This is a genomic window from Streptomyces dioscori (assembly GCF_003024195.1).
Lineage (GTDB): Bacteria > Actinomycetota > Actinomycetes > Streptomycetales > Streptomycetaceae > Streptomyces > Streptomyces dioscori.
The window spans coordinates 359,737-381,164 of record NZ_KZ679040.1 but is presented as its reverse complement, the minus strand read 5'-3'; the positions used below and the strand labels follow the sequence as shown (position 1 = coordinate 381,164).

At 71.0% G+C, this 21,428-nt stretch carries 17 protein-coding genes; 11 read left to right on the top strand and 6 right to left on the bottom strand.

Annotation, left to right across the window (positions count from 1 at the left end):
- Positions 1 to 79 precede the first annotated feature (79 nt).
- On the bottom strand, positions 80 to 622 hold the full coding sequence (locus tag C6Y14_RS09645; RefSeq protein ID WP_107016121.1) for a hypothetical protein: 543 nt from the start codon (positions 620 to 622) through the stop codon (positions 80 to 82).
- A complete protein-coding gene (locus C6Y14_RS09640) occupies positions 619 to 1,815 on the bottom strand; it encodes a helix-turn-helix domain-containing protein (protein ID WP_199854685.1) in 1,197 nt (398 codons plus the stop codon). Before C6Y14_RS09640 ends, C6Y14_RS09645 begins: the two co-directional genes overlap by 4 nt.
- A gap of 206 nt (positions 1,816 to 2,021) precedes the next feature.
- Here C6Y14_RS09640 and C6Y14_RS09635 point away from each other — a divergent pair, with 206 nt between their 5' ends.
- The 6 genes from C6Y14_RS09635 to C6Y14_RS09610 all read left to right on the top strand — a co-directional run bounded on the left by C6Y14_RS09635 (position 2,022) and on the right by C6Y14_RS09610 (position 8,924).
- Positions 2,022 to 3,077, top strand: coding sequence for a LacI family DNA-binding transcriptional regulator (locus C6Y14_RS09635; protein ID WP_107016120.1), 1,056 nt, complete (start codon positions 2,022 to 2,024; stop codon positions 3,075 to 3,077).
- Positions 3,074 to 4,657 (top strand): sugar ABC transporter ATP-binding protein, encoded by a 1,584-nt coding sequence (locus C6Y14_RS09630; protein WP_225890984.1) that lies wholly within the window; start codon positions 3,074 to 3,076, stop codon positions 4,655 to 4,657. Before C6Y14_RS09635 ends, C6Y14_RS09630 begins: the two co-directional genes overlap by 4 nt.
- Positions 4,647 to 6,635, top strand: coding sequence for an ABC transporter permease/substrate-binding protein (locus tag C6Y14_RS09625; protein WP_107016119.1), 1,989 nt, complete (start codon positions 4,647 to 4,649; stop codon positions 6,633 to 6,635). The genes C6Y14_RS09630 and C6Y14_RS09625 overlap by 11 nt, the downstream gene beginning before the upstream one ends.
- A 40-nt stretch (positions 6,636 to 6,675) precedes the next feature.
- Positions 6,676 to 7,581, top strand: a complete 906-nt coding sequence (locus tag C6Y14_RS09620) for a ribokinase (RefSeq protein ID WP_107016118.1) — start codon at positions 6,676 to 6,678, stop codon at positions 7,579 to 7,581.
- Positions 7,578 to 7,970, top strand: a complete 393-nt coding sequence (gene rbsD, locus C6Y14_RS09615; RefSeq protein ID WP_107016117.1) for a D-ribose pyranase — start codon at positions 7,578 to 7,580, stop codon at positions 7,968 to 7,970. Before C6Y14_RS09620 ends, rbsD begins: the two co-directional genes overlap by 4 nt.
- A gap of 243 nt (positions 7,971 to 8,213) precedes the next feature.
- Complete coding sequence (locus C6Y14_RS09610; protein WP_107016116.1) at positions 8,214 to 8,924, top strand: AAA family ATPase; 711 nt, start codon at positions 8,214 to 8,216, stop codon at positions 8,922 to 8,924.
- 90 nt (positions 8,925 to 9,014) lie between these two features.
- On the opposite strand, the gene C6Y14_RS09605 is transcribed toward C6Y14_RS09610, so the two are convergent.
- The 3 genes from C6Y14_RS09605 to C6Y14_RS09595 form a co-directional block, all read right to left on the bottom strand.
- Positions 9,015 to 9,812: a sugar phosphate isomerase/epimerase family protein gene (locus C6Y14_RS09605; RefSeq protein WP_107016433.1), complete on the bottom strand. Its 798-nt coding sequence runs from the start codon at positions 9,810 to 9,812 to the stop codon at positions 9,015 to 9,017.
- 80 nt (positions 9,813 to 9,892) lie between these two features.
- Positions 9,893 to 11,071: a dihydrodipicolinate synthase family protein gene (locus C6Y14_RS09600; protein WP_225890983.1), complete on the bottom strand. Its 1,179-nt coding sequence runs from the start codon at positions 11,069 to 11,071 to the stop codon at positions 9,893 to 9,895.
- A complete protein-coding gene (locus C6Y14_RS09595) occupies positions 11,068 to 12,219 on the bottom strand; it encodes a Gfo/Idh/MocA family protein (RefSeq protein WP_107016115.1) in 1,152 nt (383 codons plus the stop codon). Before C6Y14_RS09595 ends, C6Y14_RS09600 begins: the two co-directional genes overlap by 4 nt.
- 478 nt (positions 12,220 to 12,697) lie before the next feature.
- On the opposite strand from C6Y14_RS09595, the gene C6Y14_RS09590 reads away from it, so the two are divergent.
- The 5 genes from C6Y14_RS09590 (at position 12,698) to C6Y14_RS09570 (ending at position 19,856) form a co-directional block, all read left to right on the top strand.
- Positions 12,698 to 13,750, top strand: coding sequence for a LacI family DNA-binding transcriptional regulator (locus C6Y14_RS09590; RefSeq protein WP_107016114.1), 1,053 nt, complete (start codon positions 12,698 to 12,700; stop codon positions 13,748 to 13,750).
- A gap of 722 nt (positions 13,751 to 14,472) precedes the next feature.
- Positions 14,473 to 15,411, top strand: a complete 939-nt coding sequence (locus tag C6Y14_RS09585) for a bifunctional helix-turn-helix transcriptional regulator/GNAT family N-acetyltransferase (RefSeq protein WP_107016113.1) — start codon at positions 14,473 to 14,475, stop codon at positions 15,409 to 15,411.
- 190 nt (positions 15,412 to 15,601) lie between these two features.
- Entirely contained in the window at positions 15,602 to 16,414 is an 813-nt protein-coding gene (locus tag C6Y14_RS09580; protein WP_107016112.1) for a sugar phosphate isomerase/epimerase family protein, read from the top strand.
- 712 nt (positions 16,415 to 17,126) lie between these two features.
- Positions 17,127 to 18,944 (top strand): glycoside hydrolase family 3 protein, encoded by a 1,818-nt coding sequence (locus tag C6Y14_RS09575; RefSeq protein ID WP_107016111.1) that lies wholly within the window; start codon positions 17,127 to 17,129, stop codon positions 18,942 to 18,944.
- 273 nt (positions 18,945 to 19,217) lie between these two features.
- Positions 19,218 to 19,856, top strand: coding sequence for a hypothetical protein (locus C6Y14_RS09570; protein WP_107016431.1), 639 nt, complete (start codon positions 19,218 to 19,220; stop codon positions 19,854 to 19,856).
- A 79-nt stretch (positions 19,857 to 19,935) separates the two neighbouring features.
- Here C6Y14_RS09570 and C6Y14_RS09565 read toward each other — a convergent pair whose 3' ends face one another.
- A complete protein-coding gene (locus tag C6Y14_RS09565; RefSeq protein ID WP_107016110.1) occupies positions 19,936 to 21,387 on the bottom strand; it encodes a S28 family serine protease in 1,452 nt (483 codons plus the stop codon).
- Positions 21,388 to 21,428 lie beyond the last annotated feature (41 nt).

Genomic DNA, 21,428 nt, shown 5'->3' with positions numbered 1-21,428 from the left:
GGAGGGGCCGGGGCCCGGCCCACCCACCCCGATGCCGGCACCGGCGCAGCCGCCCACCCGATACGCCGGCCGGACACACTCAGCGCATCAACTCGTCGGGACGTACGGAAACGCGATGCAGATGGCGATCGGCTGCCACCATCCGGTGGAGCAGGTCATGACCGTCCACGGCACCGATCAGCCCACCGACCACGGCCTCGTTCATGAGGTCGAAGGTTTCCTTGGTGGTGATGCCTTTCCGCCGCGCGTACGTGCCGGCCGACCGGTCGTCGGTGATCCACACCGCATCACGGAAATCCGGGCGCATGGTGATGAGGACACAGGTCTCGGCCTCGCCGAGGTGCTTGGTGGGCAGTGACGCGACGCCACCGAAGACCGCCCGGCGCAGGCGGTCGACCGCGGCGATCTCCTCGACGTCCGTGATCGCGATCGGCTCGCCGAGCATGCCGAGCGACATGACCTCCCGTAATCGAGGGAGGTACCGGGCGGATTGCTCGGCCTCGTGGGCCACGGCCTCGGTCCAGCGGCCACGCCCGTCGAGCACCTTCTCCAGCAGGGGCACACGGTCGACGACCGCGAAGTTGCACAGGACAGTGTTGTCCGGAAACCAGCAGAGTCTCATGGCTGGAAGATCAGGTCCCCTTCTTCCACTTCCCCGACGGCGGCTTCCGGGATGTCGGGCTCGGCCGGGTCGAGCAGGTCGTGCAGCTGGTCCACGTCCATGCCCAGCAGTGACGCGAGAGGCCGGAGCGTCGTCTCCCCCTCTGCGTAGCACTTGTACAGGGCGGCCACGAGACGTACGGGGAAGCGCTGGGCCGCGGCCCAGGCGAGCTGTCGCTGGAAGGCGTCTGTCGCACCCGCGAGCAGATGGCAGATCTCCGTGGTCAGACCCCTGTGGTGGACCGCCGGCTCCGACTTCGCGTCGATGAGGCGCAGTTGACTCAACCGTGCGCTCAGCGCGCTGGGCGAGACCTTGAAGGCCACGACCAGCTCGGAGAACGCCTCGACGGTGAGTCTGCCGTGCCGGTCCGCCACCTGGCGGAACCGGTCACGGATCTCGGGCGCGGGCATCAGGAGGTTGGCGGCGAAGACGTTGGCCCGCACCTCGGTCAGGTCCTTCTGCCGCCCGGGGGCGACATGCGACTCGACGACGAGCTCCTGGGCGTCGCGGGCCAGGATGTGACCGAGTTCGTGAGCGAGGGTGAACCTCTGTCGGGTCCAGGTCTCCGTGGGCCCGATGAGGATGAGCCGGAACGTGTCCGTCTGCCAGGTGAGCCCGTCCACGGCGTCGGGCAGACACGTGACCGCGACGTCCACGCCGAACGCCTGCGTACAGGCCGTGATCAGCACGTCGGTCTCCAGTCCGGCCACGGTCCGGTGGCCGTCCGCCGCGGTGAGCACACCGACGGCGTCCTGGGCCAACTGCCGCCCCTGGTCGACGAAACGCTTGATGTCCGGACGCACCGAGGGCATCGGTGGCAGCTTCGGCGGCCTGCCCAGCAGCTCCAACACCTCGTACGCCGCCGTGAAACGGTCCGCGGCATCGCTGACGCGGCCCCGCCGGGGAGTCGCCTCGGCGGTGGTCCGGGCCGCGAACGCCGGACGCAGCGGCTCACGTCCCGTGAGCAGCCAGTCCACGGTCCTGCCGCCCGCCTCGGCGATCAACGCCAGGTCGAGCGAGGTGAAACGGCGGACCCCCGCCAGGGACTTGGACAACTTGTCGGGCGTGAGCCCCACCTTCTCGGCGAAGGCGGCCTGACTCACCGAAGTCGCCTCTATCACTCTGCGCACACGATCGATCACAGAATCAGACATGCACCCACCGTAACCGCGCCTTGCGAATATCGCAACGCACTGGCCATGGCATCGCGAGGCGCACCCAGCCATCATCACGATCCGGTCTCAGGGGCTTGCCAAAGTTCGATGTAATCGATTCCAATCGCTTCAGCATCACGCATGTAATCGTTTCCATAAGCTGTTTCAAGAACATCCGGGATGATCCACAAGGAGGTGGAGCGTCGATGGCGAGCATCAAGGACGTCGCCGCCGAGGCGGGCGTGTCCGTCGCCACGGTGTCGCGGGTCCTGAACGACCACCCGTCGGTCAGCGCCGACGCCCGCGCCCGCGTACTGGCCGCCGTTGGGGCGCTGGGCTACCGCCCGAACGCCGTCGCCCGCTCCCTGCGCACCGACCAGACCCACACCCTCGGCCTGGTCATCAGCGACGTACTGAACCCGTACTTCACCGAACTGGCCCGCTCCGTCGAGGAGGAGGCCCGCGCCCTCGGTTACAGCGTCATCATCGGCAACGCCGACGAGCGGCCCGAGCTGCAGGACCATCACGTCCGTACGCTCCTCGACCGCCGTATCGACGGCCTGCTCGTGTCCCCCACGGACGGCGGCTCCCCGCTGATGCTGGACGCCGCGCGCTCGGGTACGCCGATGGTCTTCGTCGACCGGTGGATACCGGGCCTGGACGTGCCCGTCGTCCGGGCCGACGGCCGCGCCGCCGTGCGCGATCTCGTCGCCCACCTGTACGGCCTCGGCCACCGCAGGCTCGCGATCATCGCGGGCCCGGCCGCCACCACCACCGGCAGCGAGCGCGTCGACGCCTTCCGGGAGGCCCTGCGCGCTTACGGGCTCCCGCTCCCCGACGCCTACATCGGGCAGGGCGACTTCCAGGCGGCCAGCGGCCGGCGGGCCACCGAGGAGTTCCTCGACCTGGCCGAGCCGCCCGAGGTCGTCTTCGCGGCCGACAACCTGATGGCCCTGGGCGCCCTGGACGCCGTACGGGCGCGTGGTCTCCGCGTGCCCGACGACATCGCGCTCGCCGCGTTCGACGACATCCCGTGGTTCGTGCACACCGATCCGCCGGTCACGGCGATCGCCCAGCCGACCCCCGAACTGGGCCGCGCCGCCGTACGCGCCGTCGTCGACCTCATCGAGGGGCGGCCCCCGCAGTCGGTCACCCTCCCCGCCGCCCTCGTCGTCCGCCGCTCCTGCGGCGAACCGCCCCCCATGGACAGCGCTCCCATGGACAGCGCACCCGTGAACGTCACTCAAAGGAGCAACCCGTGAGCAGCAGCCCGGACGAGTTGCTGCGTATCGAAGGGATACGCAAGACCTTCCCCGGTGTGGTCGCGCTCGACAGTGTCGACTTCGATCTGCGCCGCGGCGAGGTGCACGTACTGCTCGGTGAGAACGGTGCCGGCAAGAGCACCCTCATCAAGATGCTGTCCGGCGCCTACCGCCCCGACGCGGGGAAGATCGTCGTCGACGGCGAGAAGGTCCGCATCCACGGGGCGCAGGACGCCGCGCGCCTCGGGATCGCGACCATCTACCAGGAGTTCAACCTGGTCCCCGACCTCACCGTCGCCGAGAACATCTTCCTGGGCCGCCAGCCGCGCCGCCTCGGGATGATCGACCGGAAGAGGATGGAGGCCGACGCCGCCGTGCTCCTGGAGCGGGTCGGCGTCAGTGTCTCCCCCCGCGCGCGGGTCCGCGAACTCGGCATCGCCCGCCTCCAGATGGTCGAGATCGCGAAGGCGCTGAGCCTGGACGCCCGCGTGCTGATCATGGACGAGCCGACCGCGGTGCTCACCTCAGGGGAGGTGGAGAAGCTCTTCCGGATCGTGCGCACGCTGCGCGAGGACGGCGTGGGCGTCGTCTTCATCACCCACCACCTGGAGGAGATCGCCGCTCTCGGCGACCGCGTCACGGTCATCCGGGACGGCCGGAGCGTCGGCCAGGTGCCCGCCTCCACGCCCGAGGACGAGCTCGTACGCATGATGGTGGGCCGTTCCATCGAGCTGCAGTACCCGCGTGAACGCCCCGACAGCAACCAGGAGAGCGACACCCCGCCGGCGCTGCTCACCGTCGACGGGCTCACCCGCAACGGTGTCTTCCACGATGTGACCTTCGAGGTGCGGGCCGGTGAGGTCGTCGGTATCGCCGGTCTGGTCGGAGCCGGCCGGACCGAGGTCGTGCGAGCCGTCTTCGGCGCCGACCCGTACGACAGGGGATCGGTGGCCGTCGCGGGCAGCCCGCTTCCCCGCCACGACGTCAACGCGGCGATGACCGCCGGGATCGGGCTGGTCCCCGAGGACCGCAAAGGCCAGGGTCTGCTGCTCGACGCCTCCGTGGAGGAGAACCTCGGGCTCGTCACCCTGCGGGCGGCCACCCGCGGCGGGCTCGTCGACCTCAAGGGGCAGCGGACGGCCGCCGCGAAGATCGCCGAGCAGCTGGGCGTACGGATGGCCGGGCTCGGCCAGCACGTGCGCACGCTCTCCGGCGGCAACCAGCAGAAGGTCGTCATCGGCAAGTGGCTGCTCGCCGACACCAAGGTGCTGATCCTCGACGAGCCGACCCGCGGTATCGACGTGGGCGCCAAGGTCGAGATCTACCAGCTGGTCAACGCGCTCACGGCCGCCGGCCACGCCGTCCTGATGATCTCCAGTGATCTGCCCGAGGTGCTCGGTATGAGCGACCGGGTGCTGGTGATGGCCCAGGGCCGGATCGCCGGTGAGCTCTCCGCCGACGAGGCGACCCAGGACTCCGTGATGGCACTGGCCGTCAGCACACCGACCACCGCATCACTCACCGACTCCGTTACCCCTGTAACCCCTGCTACCGCTGTGGAGGACCCCCGTGGCCACTGACACGCTCAAGAGCACAACGGGCGCGAGTGGCGCTCCGGGCGGTGGCGCCTCGGGTGCCTCCGGCGGCCTGCGCCGGCTCCTGCTCGACAACGGCGCGCTCACCGCGCTCATCATCCTCGTCATCGCGATGTCGGCCCTGTCCGGCGACTTCCTGACCACGGACAACCTGCTCAACATCGGCGTCCAGGCGGCCGTGACCGCCATCCTCGCCTTCGGTGTGACCTTCGTGATCGTCTCGGCGGGCATCGACCTGTCCGTCGGCTCGGTCGCCGCCCTCTCCGCCACCGTCCTTGCCTGGACGGCGACTTCGGAGGGCGTACCGGTCTGGATCGCGGTGATCCTCGCCATCGCCACCGGCATAGCGTGCGGCCTCGTCAACGGCGTCCTGATCTCGTACGGGAAGCTGCCGCCGTTCATCGCGACGCTCGCCATGCTGTCGGTGGGCCGCGGTCTGTCCCTGGTGATCTCGCAGGGCTCCCCCATCGCCTTCCCCGACTCGGTCTCGCACCTCGGTGACACGCTCGGCGGCTGGCTGCCGGTCCCGGTCCTCGTGATGATCGTCCTCGGCCTGATCACGGCCGTGATCCTCGGACGTACGTACATCGGGCGTTCCATGTACGCGATCGGCGGCAACGAGGAGGCGGCCCGCCTGTCCGGGCTGCGGGTGAAGCGGCAGAAGCTCGCCATCTACGCGCTGTCCGGGCTCTTCGCCGCCGCCGCGGGCATCGTGCTCGCCTCCCGGCTCTCCTCCGCGCAGCCCCAGGCCGCGCAGGGGTACGAGCTGGACGCGATCGCCGCTGTCGTCATCGGTGGCGCCTCCCTCGCGGGCGGTACCGGCAAGGCGTCCGGGACGCTGATCGGCGCGCTGATCCTCGCGGTGCTGCGCAACGGCCTCAACCTCCTGTCCGTGTCGGCGTTCTGGCAGCAGGTCGTCATCGGTGTGGTCATCGCGCTGGCGGTGCTGCTCGACACCGTGCGCCGCAAGGCCGGGGCGACCCCGGTGACGTCCGGGGCCGGGGGCGCGGCGGGCCTGAAGGGCAAGGGCCCGCAGGCGGTCAAGTACGGGCTCGCCGTCGTCCTCGTGGCGGCGGTCGTGGGCGGCCTGAGCATCTTCAACAACGGCTCGTCGTCGTCCGAGAAACCGAAGGTCGGCCTGTCCCTCTCCACCCTGAACAACCCCTTCTTCGTACAGATCAAGGCGGGTGCGCAGGCCGAGGCGAAGAAGCTCGGGGCCGATCTGACCGTCACCGACGCGCAGAACGACGCCTCGCAGCAGGCCAACCAGCTGCAGAACTTCACCAGCGAGGGCGTCGACTCGATCATCGTCAACCCGGTGGACTCGGACGCGGCGGGCCCCTCGGTGCGCTCCGCCAACAAGTCCGACATCCCCGTCGTCGGCGTCGACCGGGGCGTCAACAAGGCGAGGACGGCCGCGCTCGTGGCCTCCGACAACGTCGAGGGCGGACAGCTCGGCGCCAAGGCGCTGGCCGAGAAGCTGGGCGGCAAGGGCAAGATCGTCATCCTGCAGGGCCTGGCCGGTACGTCCGCGAGCCGTGAGCGCGGCGCGGGCTTCGAAGAGGGCCTGAAGGCCTACCCGGGCATCGAGGTGGTCGCCAGGCAGCCCGCCGACTTCGACCGCACCAAGGGTCTCGACGTCATGACGAACCTGCTCCAGGCCCACCCGGACGTCCAGGGCGTCTTCGCCGAGAACGACGAGATGGCGCTCGGCGCGATCAAGGCGCTCGGCTCCAAGGCCGGGAAGTCGGTCCAGGTCATCGGCTTCGACGGCACGCCGGACGGACTGAAGGCCGTCGCGGACGGCACGATGTACGCGTCCGTGGCCCAGCAGCCGAAGGAACTGGGCAGGATCGCCGTGGAGAACGCGCTGCGGGCGGCCGACGGCAAGAAGACCGAGCAGACGGTGAAGGTCCCGGTGAAGGTGGTCACGTCGAAGAACGTGGCCGACTTCACGGGCTGACACCGACCGCCCCGTATTCACCTTTCCAGGGAGACAGTTCATGTTCGAGTACGACCTGCTGGTCGTCGGGTCGGCCAACGCCGACCTGGTCGTCGGCGTCGAGCGGCGGCCGGGCGCCGGGGAGACCGTGCTCGGCTCCGACCTGGCCCTGCACCCGGGCGGCAAGGGCGCCAACCAGGCCGTCGCCGCCGCCCGGCTCGGGGCGCGTACGGCGCTCCTGGCCCGGGTCGGCGACGACGCGCACGGCCGGCTGCTGCTCGACTCGCAGCGGGCGGCCGGGGTCGACACGTCCGGCGTCCTCGTCGGCGGCGCGCCCACCGGGGTCGCGCTCATCACCGTGGACCCGTCCGGCGACAACAGCATCGTGGTGTCGCCGGGTGCGAACGGCCGCCTCACCCCGGACGACATCCGCGAGCCTTCGGCCTCGACCCTGCTCGCGGCTTCCCGGGTGGTCTCCACCCAGCTGGAGATCCCGCTGGAGACGGTCGAGGAGGTCGTACGAGGCCTGCGCCCCGGCACCCGCTTCGTCCTCAACCCCTCCCCGCCCCGGGAGTTGCCCGCCCCGGTCCTCGCCGCCTGCGACCCGCTGATCGTGAACGAGCACGAGGCGCGGGTGGTGCTCGGCGCCGACGCGGGCGCGACCCCCGAGGAGTGGGCCGGCGCGCTGCTGGCTCTCGGCCCGCGCTCGGTGGTCGTCACCCTGGGCGAGGAGGGCGCGCTGGTCGCCGACGCGTCGGGCACGGCCCGGGTCCCCGCCGTCGAGGTGACCGCCGTGGACACGACCGGCGCGGGCGACTCCTTCACCGCGGCGCTGGCCTGGCGCCTCGGCACGGGCGAGTCCCTCGCGGACTCGGCGGCGTACGCGGCCCGCGTGGGCGCCGTCGCCGTCACCCGCCAGGGCGCGCAGGCGTCCTTCCCCACTGCCGAAGAGGTCGCCGCCGTATGAAGAGGACCGGAATACTGAACCGCCACCTGGCAGGCGCGACAGCTGAACTGGGCCACGGCGACGGCGTACTGATCTGCGACGCGGGCATGCCGATCCCGGCCGGCCCACGGGTCGTGGACCTCGCCTTCCGGGCCGGGGTGCCGTCGTTCCAGGAGGTCCTGGAGGGCCTGCTGGAAGAACTGGTGGTGGAGGGGGCGACGGCGGCGACGGAGGTACGCGCGTCCAACCCGGAGGCATCCGCGCTCCTGACCGCCCGCTTCCCGACCACGCTGACCCACGTCACCCACGAGGAGCTGAAGACCCTGTCGGCCGGCGCCCGCCTGATCGTCCGGACCGGCGAGGCGCGCCCGTACGCGAATGTGCTGCTGCGGTGCGGAGTGTTCTTCTAGCACCGGGGTCTCCCCACATATACCGGGGTCTCCGCACATATTTCGAGGGGCCCGGTCCGTCGACCGGGCCCCTCGGTTCCCCTCCCCCAGATCAGAACCCCCGCGATCCCCCCGGATCCCCCTCCAAAGGTTCTGATGCCACGTACGACCCGCGAGGTGGGGGGAGGGTTGCACGGTTGCTTGAGATTTTTTTGAGCTTTTTTCGAGCGGGGGCGGGCGCTCGTGTTGCGCGACACTGGGCGGGTGATCGTCGAACGCGCGTATGCCCACCTCTCCTCGTACGACGAGGACGTCTGGCCCTGGTCCGTGCCCTGCGTCCGGCAGCTGATCGAGGAGGGACTGCGGTTCACCGCGCCGGTGACCTTTCTGGTCGGGGAGAACGGCTCGGGGAAGTCGACCCTGGTCGAGGCGCTGGCGGAGGGGTTCGGGCTGGACTCCTACGGCGGCTCCCACGACTGGCGCTACGCCTCCCCGCGGGGCAAGTCGGCGCTCGGCGAGCGGATGCGGTTCGACGCGGCCCCGCGCGGGCGCCGGATGGCCACCAGCTGGGCGGCCCGCAAGGGCTTCTTCCTGCGGGCCGAGACCGCGCTGGACGCCCTGGGCCGGGAGGGGCTGTCGCCGGACTCGGTCAGCCATGGCGAGGGCTTTCTCGCGGCGTTCCGCGGGAAGTTCCTGCACACCGGGCTCTACGTCCTGGACGAGCCGGAGGCCGCCCTCTCCTTTGCCTCGTGCCTCGAACTGATCGGGCACATCGACCGGTTGGCCAAGGAGGGCGGCCAGGTCGTCTGTGCCACTCACTCACCCCTGCTGACCGCCCTGCCCGGCGCGGACATCGTCGAGGTCGGCGACCACGGTATGCGCAGGGTCGCCTGGCGGGAGCTCGGCGTCGTGGACCACTGGCGCCGCTATCTCGCCGACCCGCACGCCTATCTGCGGCACATCCTCGACGCGTAGACAGGTGTGGACAGGTATCGGGCCCGCGCCGTGCGGTGGCGGCGTGGGCCCGATGGCGTCGTGCGGTGTCCTCCCTGGGCCGTCAGTCCGTCAGGTCGTGTGTTCCACGAACCGTGTCGCCGTCTCCGCCAGGACCTCGCGGCCGTCCCTGGCCCACAGGGCGTCGTTGAAGAGTTCGACCTCGATGGGGCCCGTGTAGCCCGCCGCCTCGACGTACGCCTTCCACTCGCGCATGTCGATCGAGCCGTCGCCGATCTGGCCGCGGCCGTTGAGGACGCCCTCGGGGAGCGGGGTCGTCCAGTCGGCGAGCTGGAAGGTGTGGATACGGCCGCCGGCGCCCGCGCGGGCGATCTGCGCCGGGGCCTGGTCGTCCCACCAGAGGTGGTACGTGTCGACCGTCACGCCGACCTGGTGCGCGGGGAAGCGCTCCGCGATGTCGAGGGCCTGGGTGAGCGTGGACACCACGCAGCGGTCGGCGGCGTACATCGGGTGGAGCGGTTCGATGGCGAGACGTACGCCCCGCTCCTCGGCGTACGGGCCCAGTTCGGCCAGTGCGTCCGCGATGCGTTCGCGGGCGCCGTGGAGGTCCTTGGAGCCCGCCGGGAGACCGCCCGAGACCAGGACGAGCGTGTCCGTGCCGAGGGTGGCCGCCTCGTCGATCGCCAAGCGGTTGTCGTCGAGCGCCGCCGCCCGCTCGGCCGGGTCGATCGCCGTGAAGAAACCGCCGCGGCAGAGGGTCGTGACGGTCAGGCCCGCGCCGCGGATCAGCTCGGCCGTCCGCTCCAGGCCGTACGACTGGACCGGGGCCCGCCACAGGCCCACGCCCGGGATGCCCAACTGCACGCAGGTGTCGACCAGTTCCGGCATCGACAGCTGCTTGACCGTCATCTGGTTGATGCTGAAGCGGGAGAGGGGTCCGGGAGCGCTCGTGCTCGGGCTCGGGCTCGGGCTCGGGCTCGGGCTCGTGGTCACTGGTTCACTCCGTACAGGGAGAGCAGGTTCTTCATACGGGTCTCGGCCAGTGCCGGATCGGGGAACAGGCCCAGGCCGTCGGCGAGTTCGTACGCCCGGGACAGGTGCGGGAGCGAGCGGGCCGACTGCAGGCCGCCGACCATCGTGAAGTGGGACTGGTGGCCCGCGAGCCAGGCCAGGAACACCACGCCCGTCTTGTAGAAGCGGGTGGGGGTCTGGAAGAGGTGGCGGGAGAGTTCGACGGTGGGGTCGAGGAGCGCGCGGAAGCCGCGTACGTCACCGGTGTCCAGGACGCGTACCGCCTCGGCCGCCAGCGGGCCCAGCGGGTCGAAGATGCCGAGCAGGGCGTGGCTGAAGCCCTGGTCGTCGCCCGCGATCAGCTCGGGGTAGTTGAAGTCGTCGCCGGTGTAGCAGCGCACCCCGTCCGGGAGCTTGCGGCGCAGGTCGATCTCGCGCCGCGCGTCCAGCAGCGAGACCTTGATGCCGTCGACCTTGTCGGGGTGGGCGGCGATGACCTGGAGGAAGGTGTTGGTGGCGGCGTCCAGGTCGGTGCTGCCCCAGTAGCCCTCCAGGGCCGGGTCGAACATCGGGCCCAGCCAGTGCAGGACCACCGGTTCGGCGGCCTGGCGCAGCAGGTGGCCGTAGACCTCCAGGTAGTCCTCGGGGCCCTTGGCGACGGCGGCGAGGGCGCGCGAGGCCATCAGGATGGCCTGGGAGCCGGACTCCTCGACCAGGGCCAGCTGTTCCTCGTACGCCGCCCGCACCTCGTCCAGGCTGTACGGGTGGCCGATCTCGGTGACGGGCAGCTGGTCGGTGCCGACGCCGCAGGCGATCAGGCCGCCGACCGACTTCGCCTCCGCCGACGAGCGGCGGATCAGCTCGGCCGCGCCCGCCCAGTCGAGGCCCATCCCCCGCTGTGCGGTGTCCATCGCCTCGGCGACACCCAGTCCGTGGGACCACAGATGGCGGCGGAAGGCGAGGGTGGCGTCCCAGTCGACGGCGGCGGGCGAGTCGGGCGACACATCGGCGTACGGGTCGGCGACCACGTGCGCCGCGGAGAAGACCGTACGGGCAGCGAAAGGGGCGCCTGCGGTGACCTGGAGAGGGGTGGCGCGGGGGGTGTAGGTGCGCAGGCTGCCGTCGGCGCCGGGGAGCTGGATTCTTCCGTACGTCACAGGGAGATCTCCGGGACGTCGAAGCGGCGGCCCTCGGCGGAGGACTTCAGGCCCAGCTCGGCGAGCTGGACGCCGCGGGCGCCGGCCAGCAGGTCCCAGTGGTACGGGGCGTCGGCGTAGACGTGCCGGAGGAACAGCTCCCACTGGGCCTTGAAGCCGTTGTCGAACTCGCCGTTGTCCGGCACCTCCTGCCACTGGTCACGGAAGACCTCGGTGGCGGGGATGTCCGGGTTCCAGACCGGCTTGGGGGTCGCCGAGCGGTGCTGGACGCGGCAGTTGCGCAGTCCGGCGACGGCCGAGCCCTCGGTGCCGTCGACCTGGAACTCCACGAGTTCGTCGCGGTTGACGCGGACCGCCCAGGAGGAGTTGATCTGGGCGATCGCGCCGCCGTCGAGTTCGAAGACGCCGTACGCGGCGTCGTCGGCGGTGGCGTCGTAGGGCTTGTCGCCCTCGTCCCAGCGCTGCGGGATGTGCGTGGCGGTGAGCGCCTGGACCGACTTCACGCGGCCGAACAGCTCGTGCAGCACATACTCCCAGTGCGGGAACATGTCGACGACGATGCCGCCGCCGTCCTCGGTCCGGTAGTTCCACGAGGGGCGCTGGGCGGACTGCCAGTCGCCCTCGAAGACCCAGTAGCCGAACTCGCCGCGGATGGACAGGACACGGCCGAAGAAGCCGCCGTCGATGAGCCGCTTGAGCTTGAGCAGGCCCGGGAGGAAGAGTTTGTCCTGCACGACGCCGTGCTTGATGCCGGCCTCGTTCGCCTGGCGGGCCAGCGCGAGGGCGCCGTCGAGGCCCGTCGCGGTCGGCTTCTCCGTGTAGATGTGCTTGCCGGCCGCGATCGCCTTCTTGAGCGCCTCCTCGCGGGCCGAGGTGACCTGCGCGTCGAAGTAGATGTCGATGGTCGGGTCGGCTAGGACCGCGTCCAGGTCGGTGGACCAGTGCTCGATGCCGTGCTGGTCGGCGAGCGCCTTCAGGGCGTGCTCGCGGCGGCCGACGAGGACCGGTTCGGGCCACAGCACGTCACCGTCGCCGAGGTCGAGACCGCCCTGCTCGCGCAGGGCGAGGATCGAGCGGACGAGGTGCTGGCGGTAGCCCATGCGTCCCGTCACGCCGTTCATGGCGATGCGCACCGTCTTGCGTGTCACGTCATTCCTTTCGTACGCGTCCCGCGCCGCGTACGAACTGGCGAGCGTCGCAGCAAGCGCTTTCTATGTAAGAAGAAGCTAGCCTCTGTGCAGCGGATCGGACAAGACCGCGAGGGTGGTGAGTTGTTCGAGGGGGCGAACGGGAGGGGTGCGCGGCCTTAAGGTCGTACGGCGTCGCGGCCGGACGTAAGGTCTGCACCATTCGTTCGCGCGACTCGGGTGACTTCCGGCCAGGGCTGCTGGGGTCGCTGGGGTTGCCTGGCGGGCTTTTGTGCCGGACGGGGCGGCGGCGAGGGTGATGGTGATGGTGACAGCGCAGTGACGGCGGTCGCGACGGCTGTCGCGATGGCGGTCGCGATGGCGGTCGCGATGGCGGTCGCGACGGTGATGCTGATGGCCGGGACGGCGACAGCGGGCCGGCACTGGAGTAGTACGGCTCTGAGGACGATGACGAGATGCGCGACCGGAGGACTTCGAGATGACGGTGACCCTGGCGGACGTGGCAGCTCGCGCGCAGGTCTCGCCCGCGACGGTGTCGCGCGTACTGAACGGCAACTACCCCGTGGCGGCCTCCACCCGTGAACGGGTGCTGCGGGCCGTGGACGACCTGGACTACGTACTGAACGGCCCCGCGAGCGCGCTCGCGGCCGCCACCTCCGACCTGGTCGGAATCCTGGTCAACGACATCGCCGACCCGTTCTTCGGAATCATGGCGGGGGCGATCCAGTCCGAGATCGGAGGGCCCGGCGGACGCGCCGGCGGGGAACGGCTCGCCGTCGTGTGCAACACCGGCGGCTCCCCAGAGCGCGAACTCACCTACCTCACCCTCCTGCAGCGGCAGCGTGCGGCGGCCGTCGTCCTGACCGGTGGGGCCGTGGAGAACACCGCGCACGCGACAGCCGTCGCGACGAAACTGCGCAAGCTCGGGGAGGCGGGGACGCGGGTGGTGCTGTGCGGACGGCCGCCCGCACCGGCCGACACCGACGCGGTGGCGCTCACCTTCGACAACCGTGGTGGCGGCCGGGAGCTGACCGAGCACCTGATCGGGCTCGGGCACCGGCGCATGGGGTACATCGCGGGGCCGGAGGAGCGGACGACCACACGTCACCGGCTGGAGGGGCATCGGGACGCGCTCACCGCGCACGGGATCGCGGACGAACCGGCGCGGACGGTTCATGGGCGGTACGACCGGCGGGCGGGGTACGAGGCCACCATCGAACTCCTCCGCCGCGAACCCGACTTGACGGCTGTCGTGGCCGCGAACGACACGGTGGCGTTGGGGGCGTGTGCGGCGTTGCGGGACTCGGGACTGCGCATTCCGGACGACGTGTCCGTGGCCGGCTTCGACGACCTGCCGTTCAGCATCGACGCGGTGCCGGCGCTGACGACGGTGCGGTTGCCGCTGGCTGATGCGGGGGCGCGGGCGGGGCGGATCGCGATGGGGCGGGAGGAGGTTCCGCCTGGGGGGATCGCGACGATTCGGGGGGAGTTGATGGTGCGGGGGTCTACGGGGGTTCCCAAGGGGGCGTAAGGGGGGCTGGGGGGCTGGGGGTCGCTTTTCGGGTGCGGGCCGGTGGTGGCTGATGGTGGCTGGTTGCGCAGTTCCCCGCGCCCCTGACGGGGGTGGGGCCTTCGGCCGGATCGTCGGGTGCGGCGCCGTCGTGGCCGGCCGCGCCGTTCCCCGCGCCCCTGGGTGGGTGGGGGTTGGGGCCGGACGTCGGCTGCGGGTGCGTCGTGGCTGAGCGCGCAGTTCCCCGCGCCCCTCAAGACGGGCCCGGCGCCCGCATGATGCCACGCCCCGTCAGGGTCGCGAGAAACGGCACGGCCAACCACGACCACCCCAGGGCACCCCAGGGGCGCGAGGAACTGCGCGACCAGCCACCACCGGCCCGCACGCTGACGCCCGACCCGAGGCGTCCGCACGCTCAGGGGCGCGAGGAACTGCGCGACCAGCCACGACAGGCCCGCAGACTGACACCCGACCCAAGACCCCCAACCCCCAGGGGCGCGGGGAACTGCGCGACCAGCCACCACCGGCCCGCACGCTGACGCCCGACCCGAGGCGTCCGCACGCTCAGGGGCGTGGGGAACTGCGCGGTCGGCCATGACGGGCCTTGTCGACCCCAGTGCCGGAAACCGGCCGAAGCCGTGTCGACAATCGCCCACGACGGGATTAATCTCTGACTGAGTCAGGTATTTCTATCCACCACTCATTTCATTCTCTTCGTCGTTGCGAGACAGGTGTCACGTGTCATGACCGTTCAGGAAATCCGCGCCTTCAACCGCTTCTACACCAACCTCATCGGGGCGCTGGACTACAGCCGCCAGCTCCACGCCCCGTACACGCTCACGGAGTCCCGCGTGCTGTACGAGCTGGCCCACTCCCCCCGTACGGACGCCGCCGACCTCCGTACCGAACTCTCCCTGGACTCCGGCTACCTGAGCAGGTTGCTGGCGAAGTTCGAGAAGGACGGGCTGATCGAGCGGGGCCCTTCGGCGAAGGACACCCGGCGCCGCCGCGTCTCGCTCACGGCCCGGGGGCGAGGCACCGCCGACCTGCTGGACGAGCGTTCGCGGGAATCGGTCGGCTCGCTGCTGTCGAGCGTGCCGCCCGGGGACAGGCCCCGGCTCGCCGAGGCGATGCGGGACATCCGCGCGATCCTCTCCGACGCCGGGCGCCGGCCACCGCGCCGCGAGGACGTCCTGCTGCACGAACCCCGTCCGGGCGACCTCGGCTGGATCGTGCAGCGCAACGCGGCGCTCTACACCGCCGAGTACGGCTGGAACACGGACTACGAAGGGCTCGTCGCCCGCATCGTCGCCGACTTCGCCGAGGACCACGACCCGATCCTGGAGCGGGTGTGGATCGCGGAGCTGGACGGCCGCCAGGTGGGCAGCGTGATGTGCGTACGGGACGAGGCACCCGGCGCCGCCCGGCTGCGCCTGCTGCTCGTCGAGCCGGACGCGCGCGGGCTCGGTATCGGCGACCGGCTGGTGAGCGCCTGCGTCGAGTTCGCCCGGGGGGTCGGCTACCGGGAGATGGTCCTGTGGACGAACGACGTGCTGTCGTCCGCCCGCCGCATCTACCAGCGGCACGGTTTCGTCCTCGTCGACGAGAAACCGCACCGCTCCTTCGGCGCCGACCTCGTCGGGCAGGACTGGCGGCTGGACCTGCTCGGAACACAGGAGTGACGCGGAAGTGAGAGAACGCGAACGGCGGGTAGGGTCCGTTTCGTGGCGCGCCGCCCCCGGGGCTCCCGGTACCCCCGGTGCTCCCGGTACTTCCGGTACTTCCGGTAGTCACAGCCGGAACGATCTGCGGACAGCTCCGCGCCCGTAGTCCTGACTCGCCCGACCCGATCGACAGCGAAGGTGCGATCTCGTGAAACTGGCCTTCTCCACCCTCGGCGTACCCGGACTCCCGATCAGTGACGTGGTGCGGCTCGCCGCCACCCACGGCTATCACGGCGTCGAGTTGCGTACGCATCCCGAGGAGCCCGTGCACACCGGGCTCGACCCCGCCGCACGGGCCGACGTGGCCGCCGAGTTCAAGGCGGCGGGCGTCGAGATCCTGGGCGTGGCCGGGTACGCGCGGGTGGCTGCGCCGGGCGACGACGAGCCCGTGCTCGCCGAGATCCGCGAACTCCTCGACCTGGCGCGGGACTTGGGCGCACCCTTCATCCGGGTCTTCCCCGGCGGCGGCTCCGGCCAGGCCCCCGACCAGACGCCCGAGGAGGCCGACGCGACGGCCGCGCGGCGGCTGGGCACGGCGGCCGAGTACGCGGCCGACCTCGATGTACGGATCCTGCTGGAGACCCACGACTCGCATCGCACCGGCGCCGACGCGATCCGCGTCCTCGGGCCCGTCGGGCACCGGCAGGCGGGGGCGCTCTGGGACGTCATGCACACGTGGCTCGGTGGGGAGCAGCCCTCGGCGAGTTACGCGGCGCTGTCTCCGTTCCTCGGGTATGTCCAGGTCAAGGACATCGCTTCCGCGGACGACACGACTCCGCTGGGGCTGGGGGCGGGGGTCCTGCCGCTCACCGAGTGTGTGGAACTGCTCTCCCGGGAGGGGTGGGACGGGTGGTTGTGCTGGGAGTACGAGAAGCGGTGGTATGAGGCGGCGCCTCCGCTGGAGGGGTTGTTGGGCGGGGGCCACGACTATCTTTCACGGCTGCTGAACGATGCGGCGTAGCGGCTAAGACCTCAGCCGTCCGGCTGGGGTCCACGGCAACTGCCCGCGCAGTTCCCCGCGCCCCTTGAGAGGCCCGTCATCGGGTGCGGGTCCGCCGTGGTTGCCCGCGCAGTTCCCCGCGCCCCTTAAGGGGCGCGTTGTGGCTGGGCATGGCGTTCCCCGTGAACCTGAAGACAGCAACGGTGCTCCGCCACCCACCCATAGGGGCGCGGGGAACGGCGCAATCTTTTGTCCTTAGGGGCGCGGGGAACTGCGCGGTCCGTCCCCGCCGGGGTGCGGGGAGGGCGACGCGGTGTGCCGAGTCCCTCAGGGCACCGCGTGCACTCGCGTCCCCCCTCGTACCGACTTGTCGGAATTCAAGGATTCCGGGGAACCCATCCCCACCGACCCTCGTCCAATTCGCATGCTGTCGGATGAGTCTCCGCAGTGCGGTGTCGGCCTCGCTGCTGGCTGCGATTGCTGACCACCCTCTCCGCCGCCTGCGGCCGGCAGCACGCCGTCACCGGCGCGCCCCCCTCCAACAGCGCCGGTGGCGGCACCTCCCCCGCGTCGTCCGTCCGCGCTATTGACTGGCAGAAATTTCCCGGATATCCGTGACTCCTTGGCAGTTTTCTTCAAGGATCCCCCGAGGGAACCCTGTAAGAGGCTCCCGCAGGGGTTCGTTCAGCTCGCCCCTCCACGGGCCCCCGGGCCCTCTCCGGAAGGAGCGCACGTGCACACCTCCAGACGTACGCTGCTCGCGGCCACCGCCGGTGCCGCCGCAGCCGTCGCCGGCGCCGCCCCCGCACTCGCCGGCAGCGCGAAGCACGAGGACGGGAACCGCGGCGACAAGCGGCTCCGGGCCCTCATCTCCCGTATGACGCTCGAAGAGAAGGTCGGGCAGCTCTTCGTGATGCGGGTGTACGGGCACTCGGCGACCGAGCCCGACCAGGCCGACGTCGACGCGAACCTGGCGGAGATCGGCGTACGGACGGCCGCCGAGCTGATCGCCAAGTACCGCGTCGGCGGGATCATCTACTTCGGGTGGGCGCACAACACCCGCGAACCGCACCAGATCGCGGACCTGAGCAACGGCATCCAGAAGGCTTCGCTGGGACAGCCCCGCGGCCTGCCCGTGCTCGTCTCCACCGATCAGGAGCACGGGATAGTGGCACGGGTGGGCACGCCCGCGACGCTCTTCCCCGGTGCGATGGCACTCGGCGCCGGGGGCTCGCGTACCGACGCCCGTACCGCCGGGCGCATCGCCGGCGCGGAGCTGCGCGCGATGGGCATCCTGCAGGACTACGCCCCGGTCGCCGACGTGAACGTGAACCCGGCCAACCCGGTCATCGGCGTACGTTCCTTCGGCGCCGACCCCCAGGCCGTGGCGGGTCTGGTCGCCGCGCAGGTGAAGGGCTATCAGGGCGCCGGGGTCGCGGCCACCTCCAAGCACTTCCCGGGGCACGGCGACACCGAGACGGACAGCCATTACGGCTTCCCGGTCATCGAGCACACCGAGGCGCAGTGGGCCGAGCTGGACGCGCCCCCGTTCAAGGCGGCGATCGCCGCCGGCATCGACTCGATCATGACCGCGCACATCATGGTCCCGGCGCTCGACCCGGCCGGTGATCCGGCCACCCTCTCGCGTCCGATCCTCACCGGCATCCTGCGCGAGAAGCTCGGCTACGACGGGGTCGTGGTGACGGACTCGCTCGGCATGGAGGGCGTCCGCACGAAGTACGGCGACGACCGTGTGCCCGTACTCGCGCTGAAGGCCGGTGTCGACCAGCTCCTCAACCCGCCGAAGCTGGACATCGCCTGGAACGCCGTCCTGGCGGCCGTCCGCGGCGGCGAGCTGACGGAGGCCCGCCTCGACGAATCGATCCTGCGCGTCCTGCGGCTGAAGGCGAAGCTGGGGTTGTTCAAGGACCCGTACGTCACGGGGCGGGGGGTCGACCGGACGGTCGGGATTCCCTCGCATCTGAAATCCGCGGACCGGGTCGCCGAGCGGACGACGACTCTGCTGGTCAACTCCGGCGGGCTGCTGCCGCTGTCACGGCGTACGCACACGAAGGTGCTCGTCGTCGGCGCCGATCCGGCCTCGCCGTCCGGCACCACGGGCCCGCCGACGACCGTCCTGGCGAACGCCCTCACCGAGCTGGGGTTCACCCCGACCGTGCTGTCCACGGGCACGGCACCCTCGGCCGCGACCATCGCGAAGGCCGTCGCGGCGGCCCAGGACGTGGACGCGGTACTCGTGGGCACGTACAACGTCACCGCGGCCTCGACGCAGCGCGCCCTCGTGAACCAACTCCTCGCCACGGGCCGCCCGGTGGTCGCGCTCGCCATCCGCAACCCGTACGACGTGGCGCAACTGCCGGACGTCAAGGCCTACTTGGCGTCGTACTCCTGGACGGACGTCGAGCTGCGCGCAGCGGTACGGGTGCTCGCCGGACGGGTCGGCCCGCGCGGCGGACTGCCGGTGCCGGTGCAGCGCGCGGACGATCCGGCGGTGGTCCTGTATCCCGTGGGGCACGGCCTGACGTACTGAGGCCCCCACCCGGGCCCCCGCATCGGGGCGCGCGCCCCGGCCTGGCGTACCGGGCCTACGACGTGCGCCCCGTTCCGCATCCCCAAGTGACGCAAAGCGTCCGGTACGCCTGGCGGGGTCCGCCCCGGCGGGTCACGCTGGGCTGGGGATGATCGGGGGGGAGCTGCCATGCGCGACGCACGCGGCGCGGGCGCACATCGCGCGGGCGCACACCGCGCGAGGTCCGCCGACGCGAGGTCGACCCACGCGAGCTCGACCGACGCGACGGCGGCCATGCTGTGCGCGCTGCTCATGCTGGTGCTGGCGGTTCTCGCGGGGTGCCAGCAGCCGTCCGGGGGCGGCGGCGACGGGGACGGGAACGGTGATGCGCGGCGGACGACTCCCGCTCCGGTGCCGACCCGGGCCTCGGGGTACGGGGTGGTGTTCCTCGGGATCGACGAGTGCAGTTCGTTCGGGCGCGAGTCGTTCACCGAGGTGCCGTGCACCAGCGAGAGGGCGGCGGCGCGCGTGATCGCGCGGCACGACGGCAGGGCGGGCGAGGGGCCGCCGTGCCCCGCCACCACGGACTTCGTGCTGCACATCAGTGAGCAGCGGCCCTCCGCCGACGAGGACGGCGACGGCGCGGTCCCGCAGGGGTACGCCTGTATGCGCAACCTGGAGCCCCCGCACCCCGGCGACCCGGGCGGCGGCGGAGGTCCGCGCACGATCGTCGGCGACTGCGTCTACAGCGCGGGCGCGGGCGAGGTCCGCGAGACCTCGTGCGACAGCGAGGGCGAGGGCGAGAACGGCGGCAGGGCCCCCGAGTACCAGGTGACCGGGGCCGTGGAGCGGCGCTCCGACTGCCCCGCGTCCACCGAGCTGTACGTCCAGCTCGGCGGACCGTATCCGGTGGGCTGCGCCCGCCCGTTGTAGCCCGGAGGCTCGTAGCCCGGAGGCTCGTGGCCCGGGGGTTCGACGGACGGGCGCGGCACCGAATGCGTGACCGGAACCGCTACGGGCGGAGCTGACGCTCGACCGTGCGCTTGTCCAGCTTCGAGTCGTACTTGGCCAGCGGCTTCGCCTTCTCCGGGTCCGCCTGGACCGCGGCCGTGGCGACGCCCGCCCACTCCAGGATGCGGGCCGTGGCGAGCGCCTTCTGGTCGGGGACGAGACCCGCGACGTTGGCGCCGTGGTTCAGACCCGGGGCCGTGAAGACGTACGAGTCACGGGCACCCTTGCCGAGGCGGAACGGCTCGGCGCCCCACGGGTCGTTCTGCCCGTACACGAACAGCATGTGGTTCGCGTTGTGCTTGACCCAGGAGTCGACGCTGCGCATGACACCGGGCTGGAACTTCATCTCGATGTCGCGCGGCACGAAGTTCCGCGGCGGCTGGTAGCCGTAGCGGATGTACTTCTTCTCGATGTGCGGGAAGACGATGGTCGGCGCACCGAGCTGCGTGCCCGCCTGGTAGTAGTACGGCGTGTAGGGCGACAGGCCCTGGTCCGTGTAGAACGAGAAGCCGGAGATCGTGTCGATGGACGTCCAGATCTCGTCGTCCGTGGCGTTCTTCGCGTCCGCCGGGATCGTGTCGCAGTCGGCGAGCAGGCTGTACTGCCAGAAGCCCCACACGTAGTCGAGGACGACCGCCTCGTACGCCCGGTCCAGGCTGCCGATGGTGTTGAAGGTGTAGCCCTCGGCGGCGGCCACGTCCTTGTACTTCTTCTCCAGCGCGGTCCGGCGGACGAGAGCCTCGCGCTGCACCGCGTTCAGCCGGTCGCGGCACTCCTTGGTGCCGACCTTGGCGAAGAACCGGTCGTACGCCGAGTCCTCCTTGTTCACCACGTCGTTGGGGGCGACGTACGCGACGACGCCGTCCATGTCACGCGGGTAGAAGCGCTCGAAGTAGGTGGCGGTCATGCCGCCCTTCGAACCGCCCGTGGAGACCCACTTCTTGTCGTAGACCGGCTTGAGGGCCTTGAAGATGCGGTGCTGGTCGCTGGCCGCCTGCCAGATGTCGAGCTTCGACCAGTCGGCCGGCGCGGGCCGGGACGGAGTGAAGTAGCGGTACTCCATCGAGATCTGGTTGCCGTCCACGATCTGGGTCGGCTCGCGGCGGCTCGGCGTCGTGGAGACGTTGTAGCCGCCGGTGTAGAAGACCGTCGGACGGGCGGTGTCCTTGTGCAGCACGGTGATGCGCTGCTGGAAGGTGCCCTTGGACGGGTGCCGGTGGTCGACCGGCTGGGTGTAGTTGAGGACGAAGAAGCGGTAGCCCGTGTAGGGCTTCTCCTCGATCAGGCTCATGCCCGGTATCGCGAGGAGGCGGTCCTTGATGTCCGCCGACTCGTCCGTGACGACGTGGGTTGCGGTGGCGGCGTCCGGCTGGGCGGCGGTGGCCGCCCCGGCCGTGCTCACGGTGCCTATGAGCACCGTGAGGGACAACAGCCATCTGAGCGTCTTGCGCATGCGTTCTCCCCTGAATACGCAGATGTCCGCCGGAACTTAGC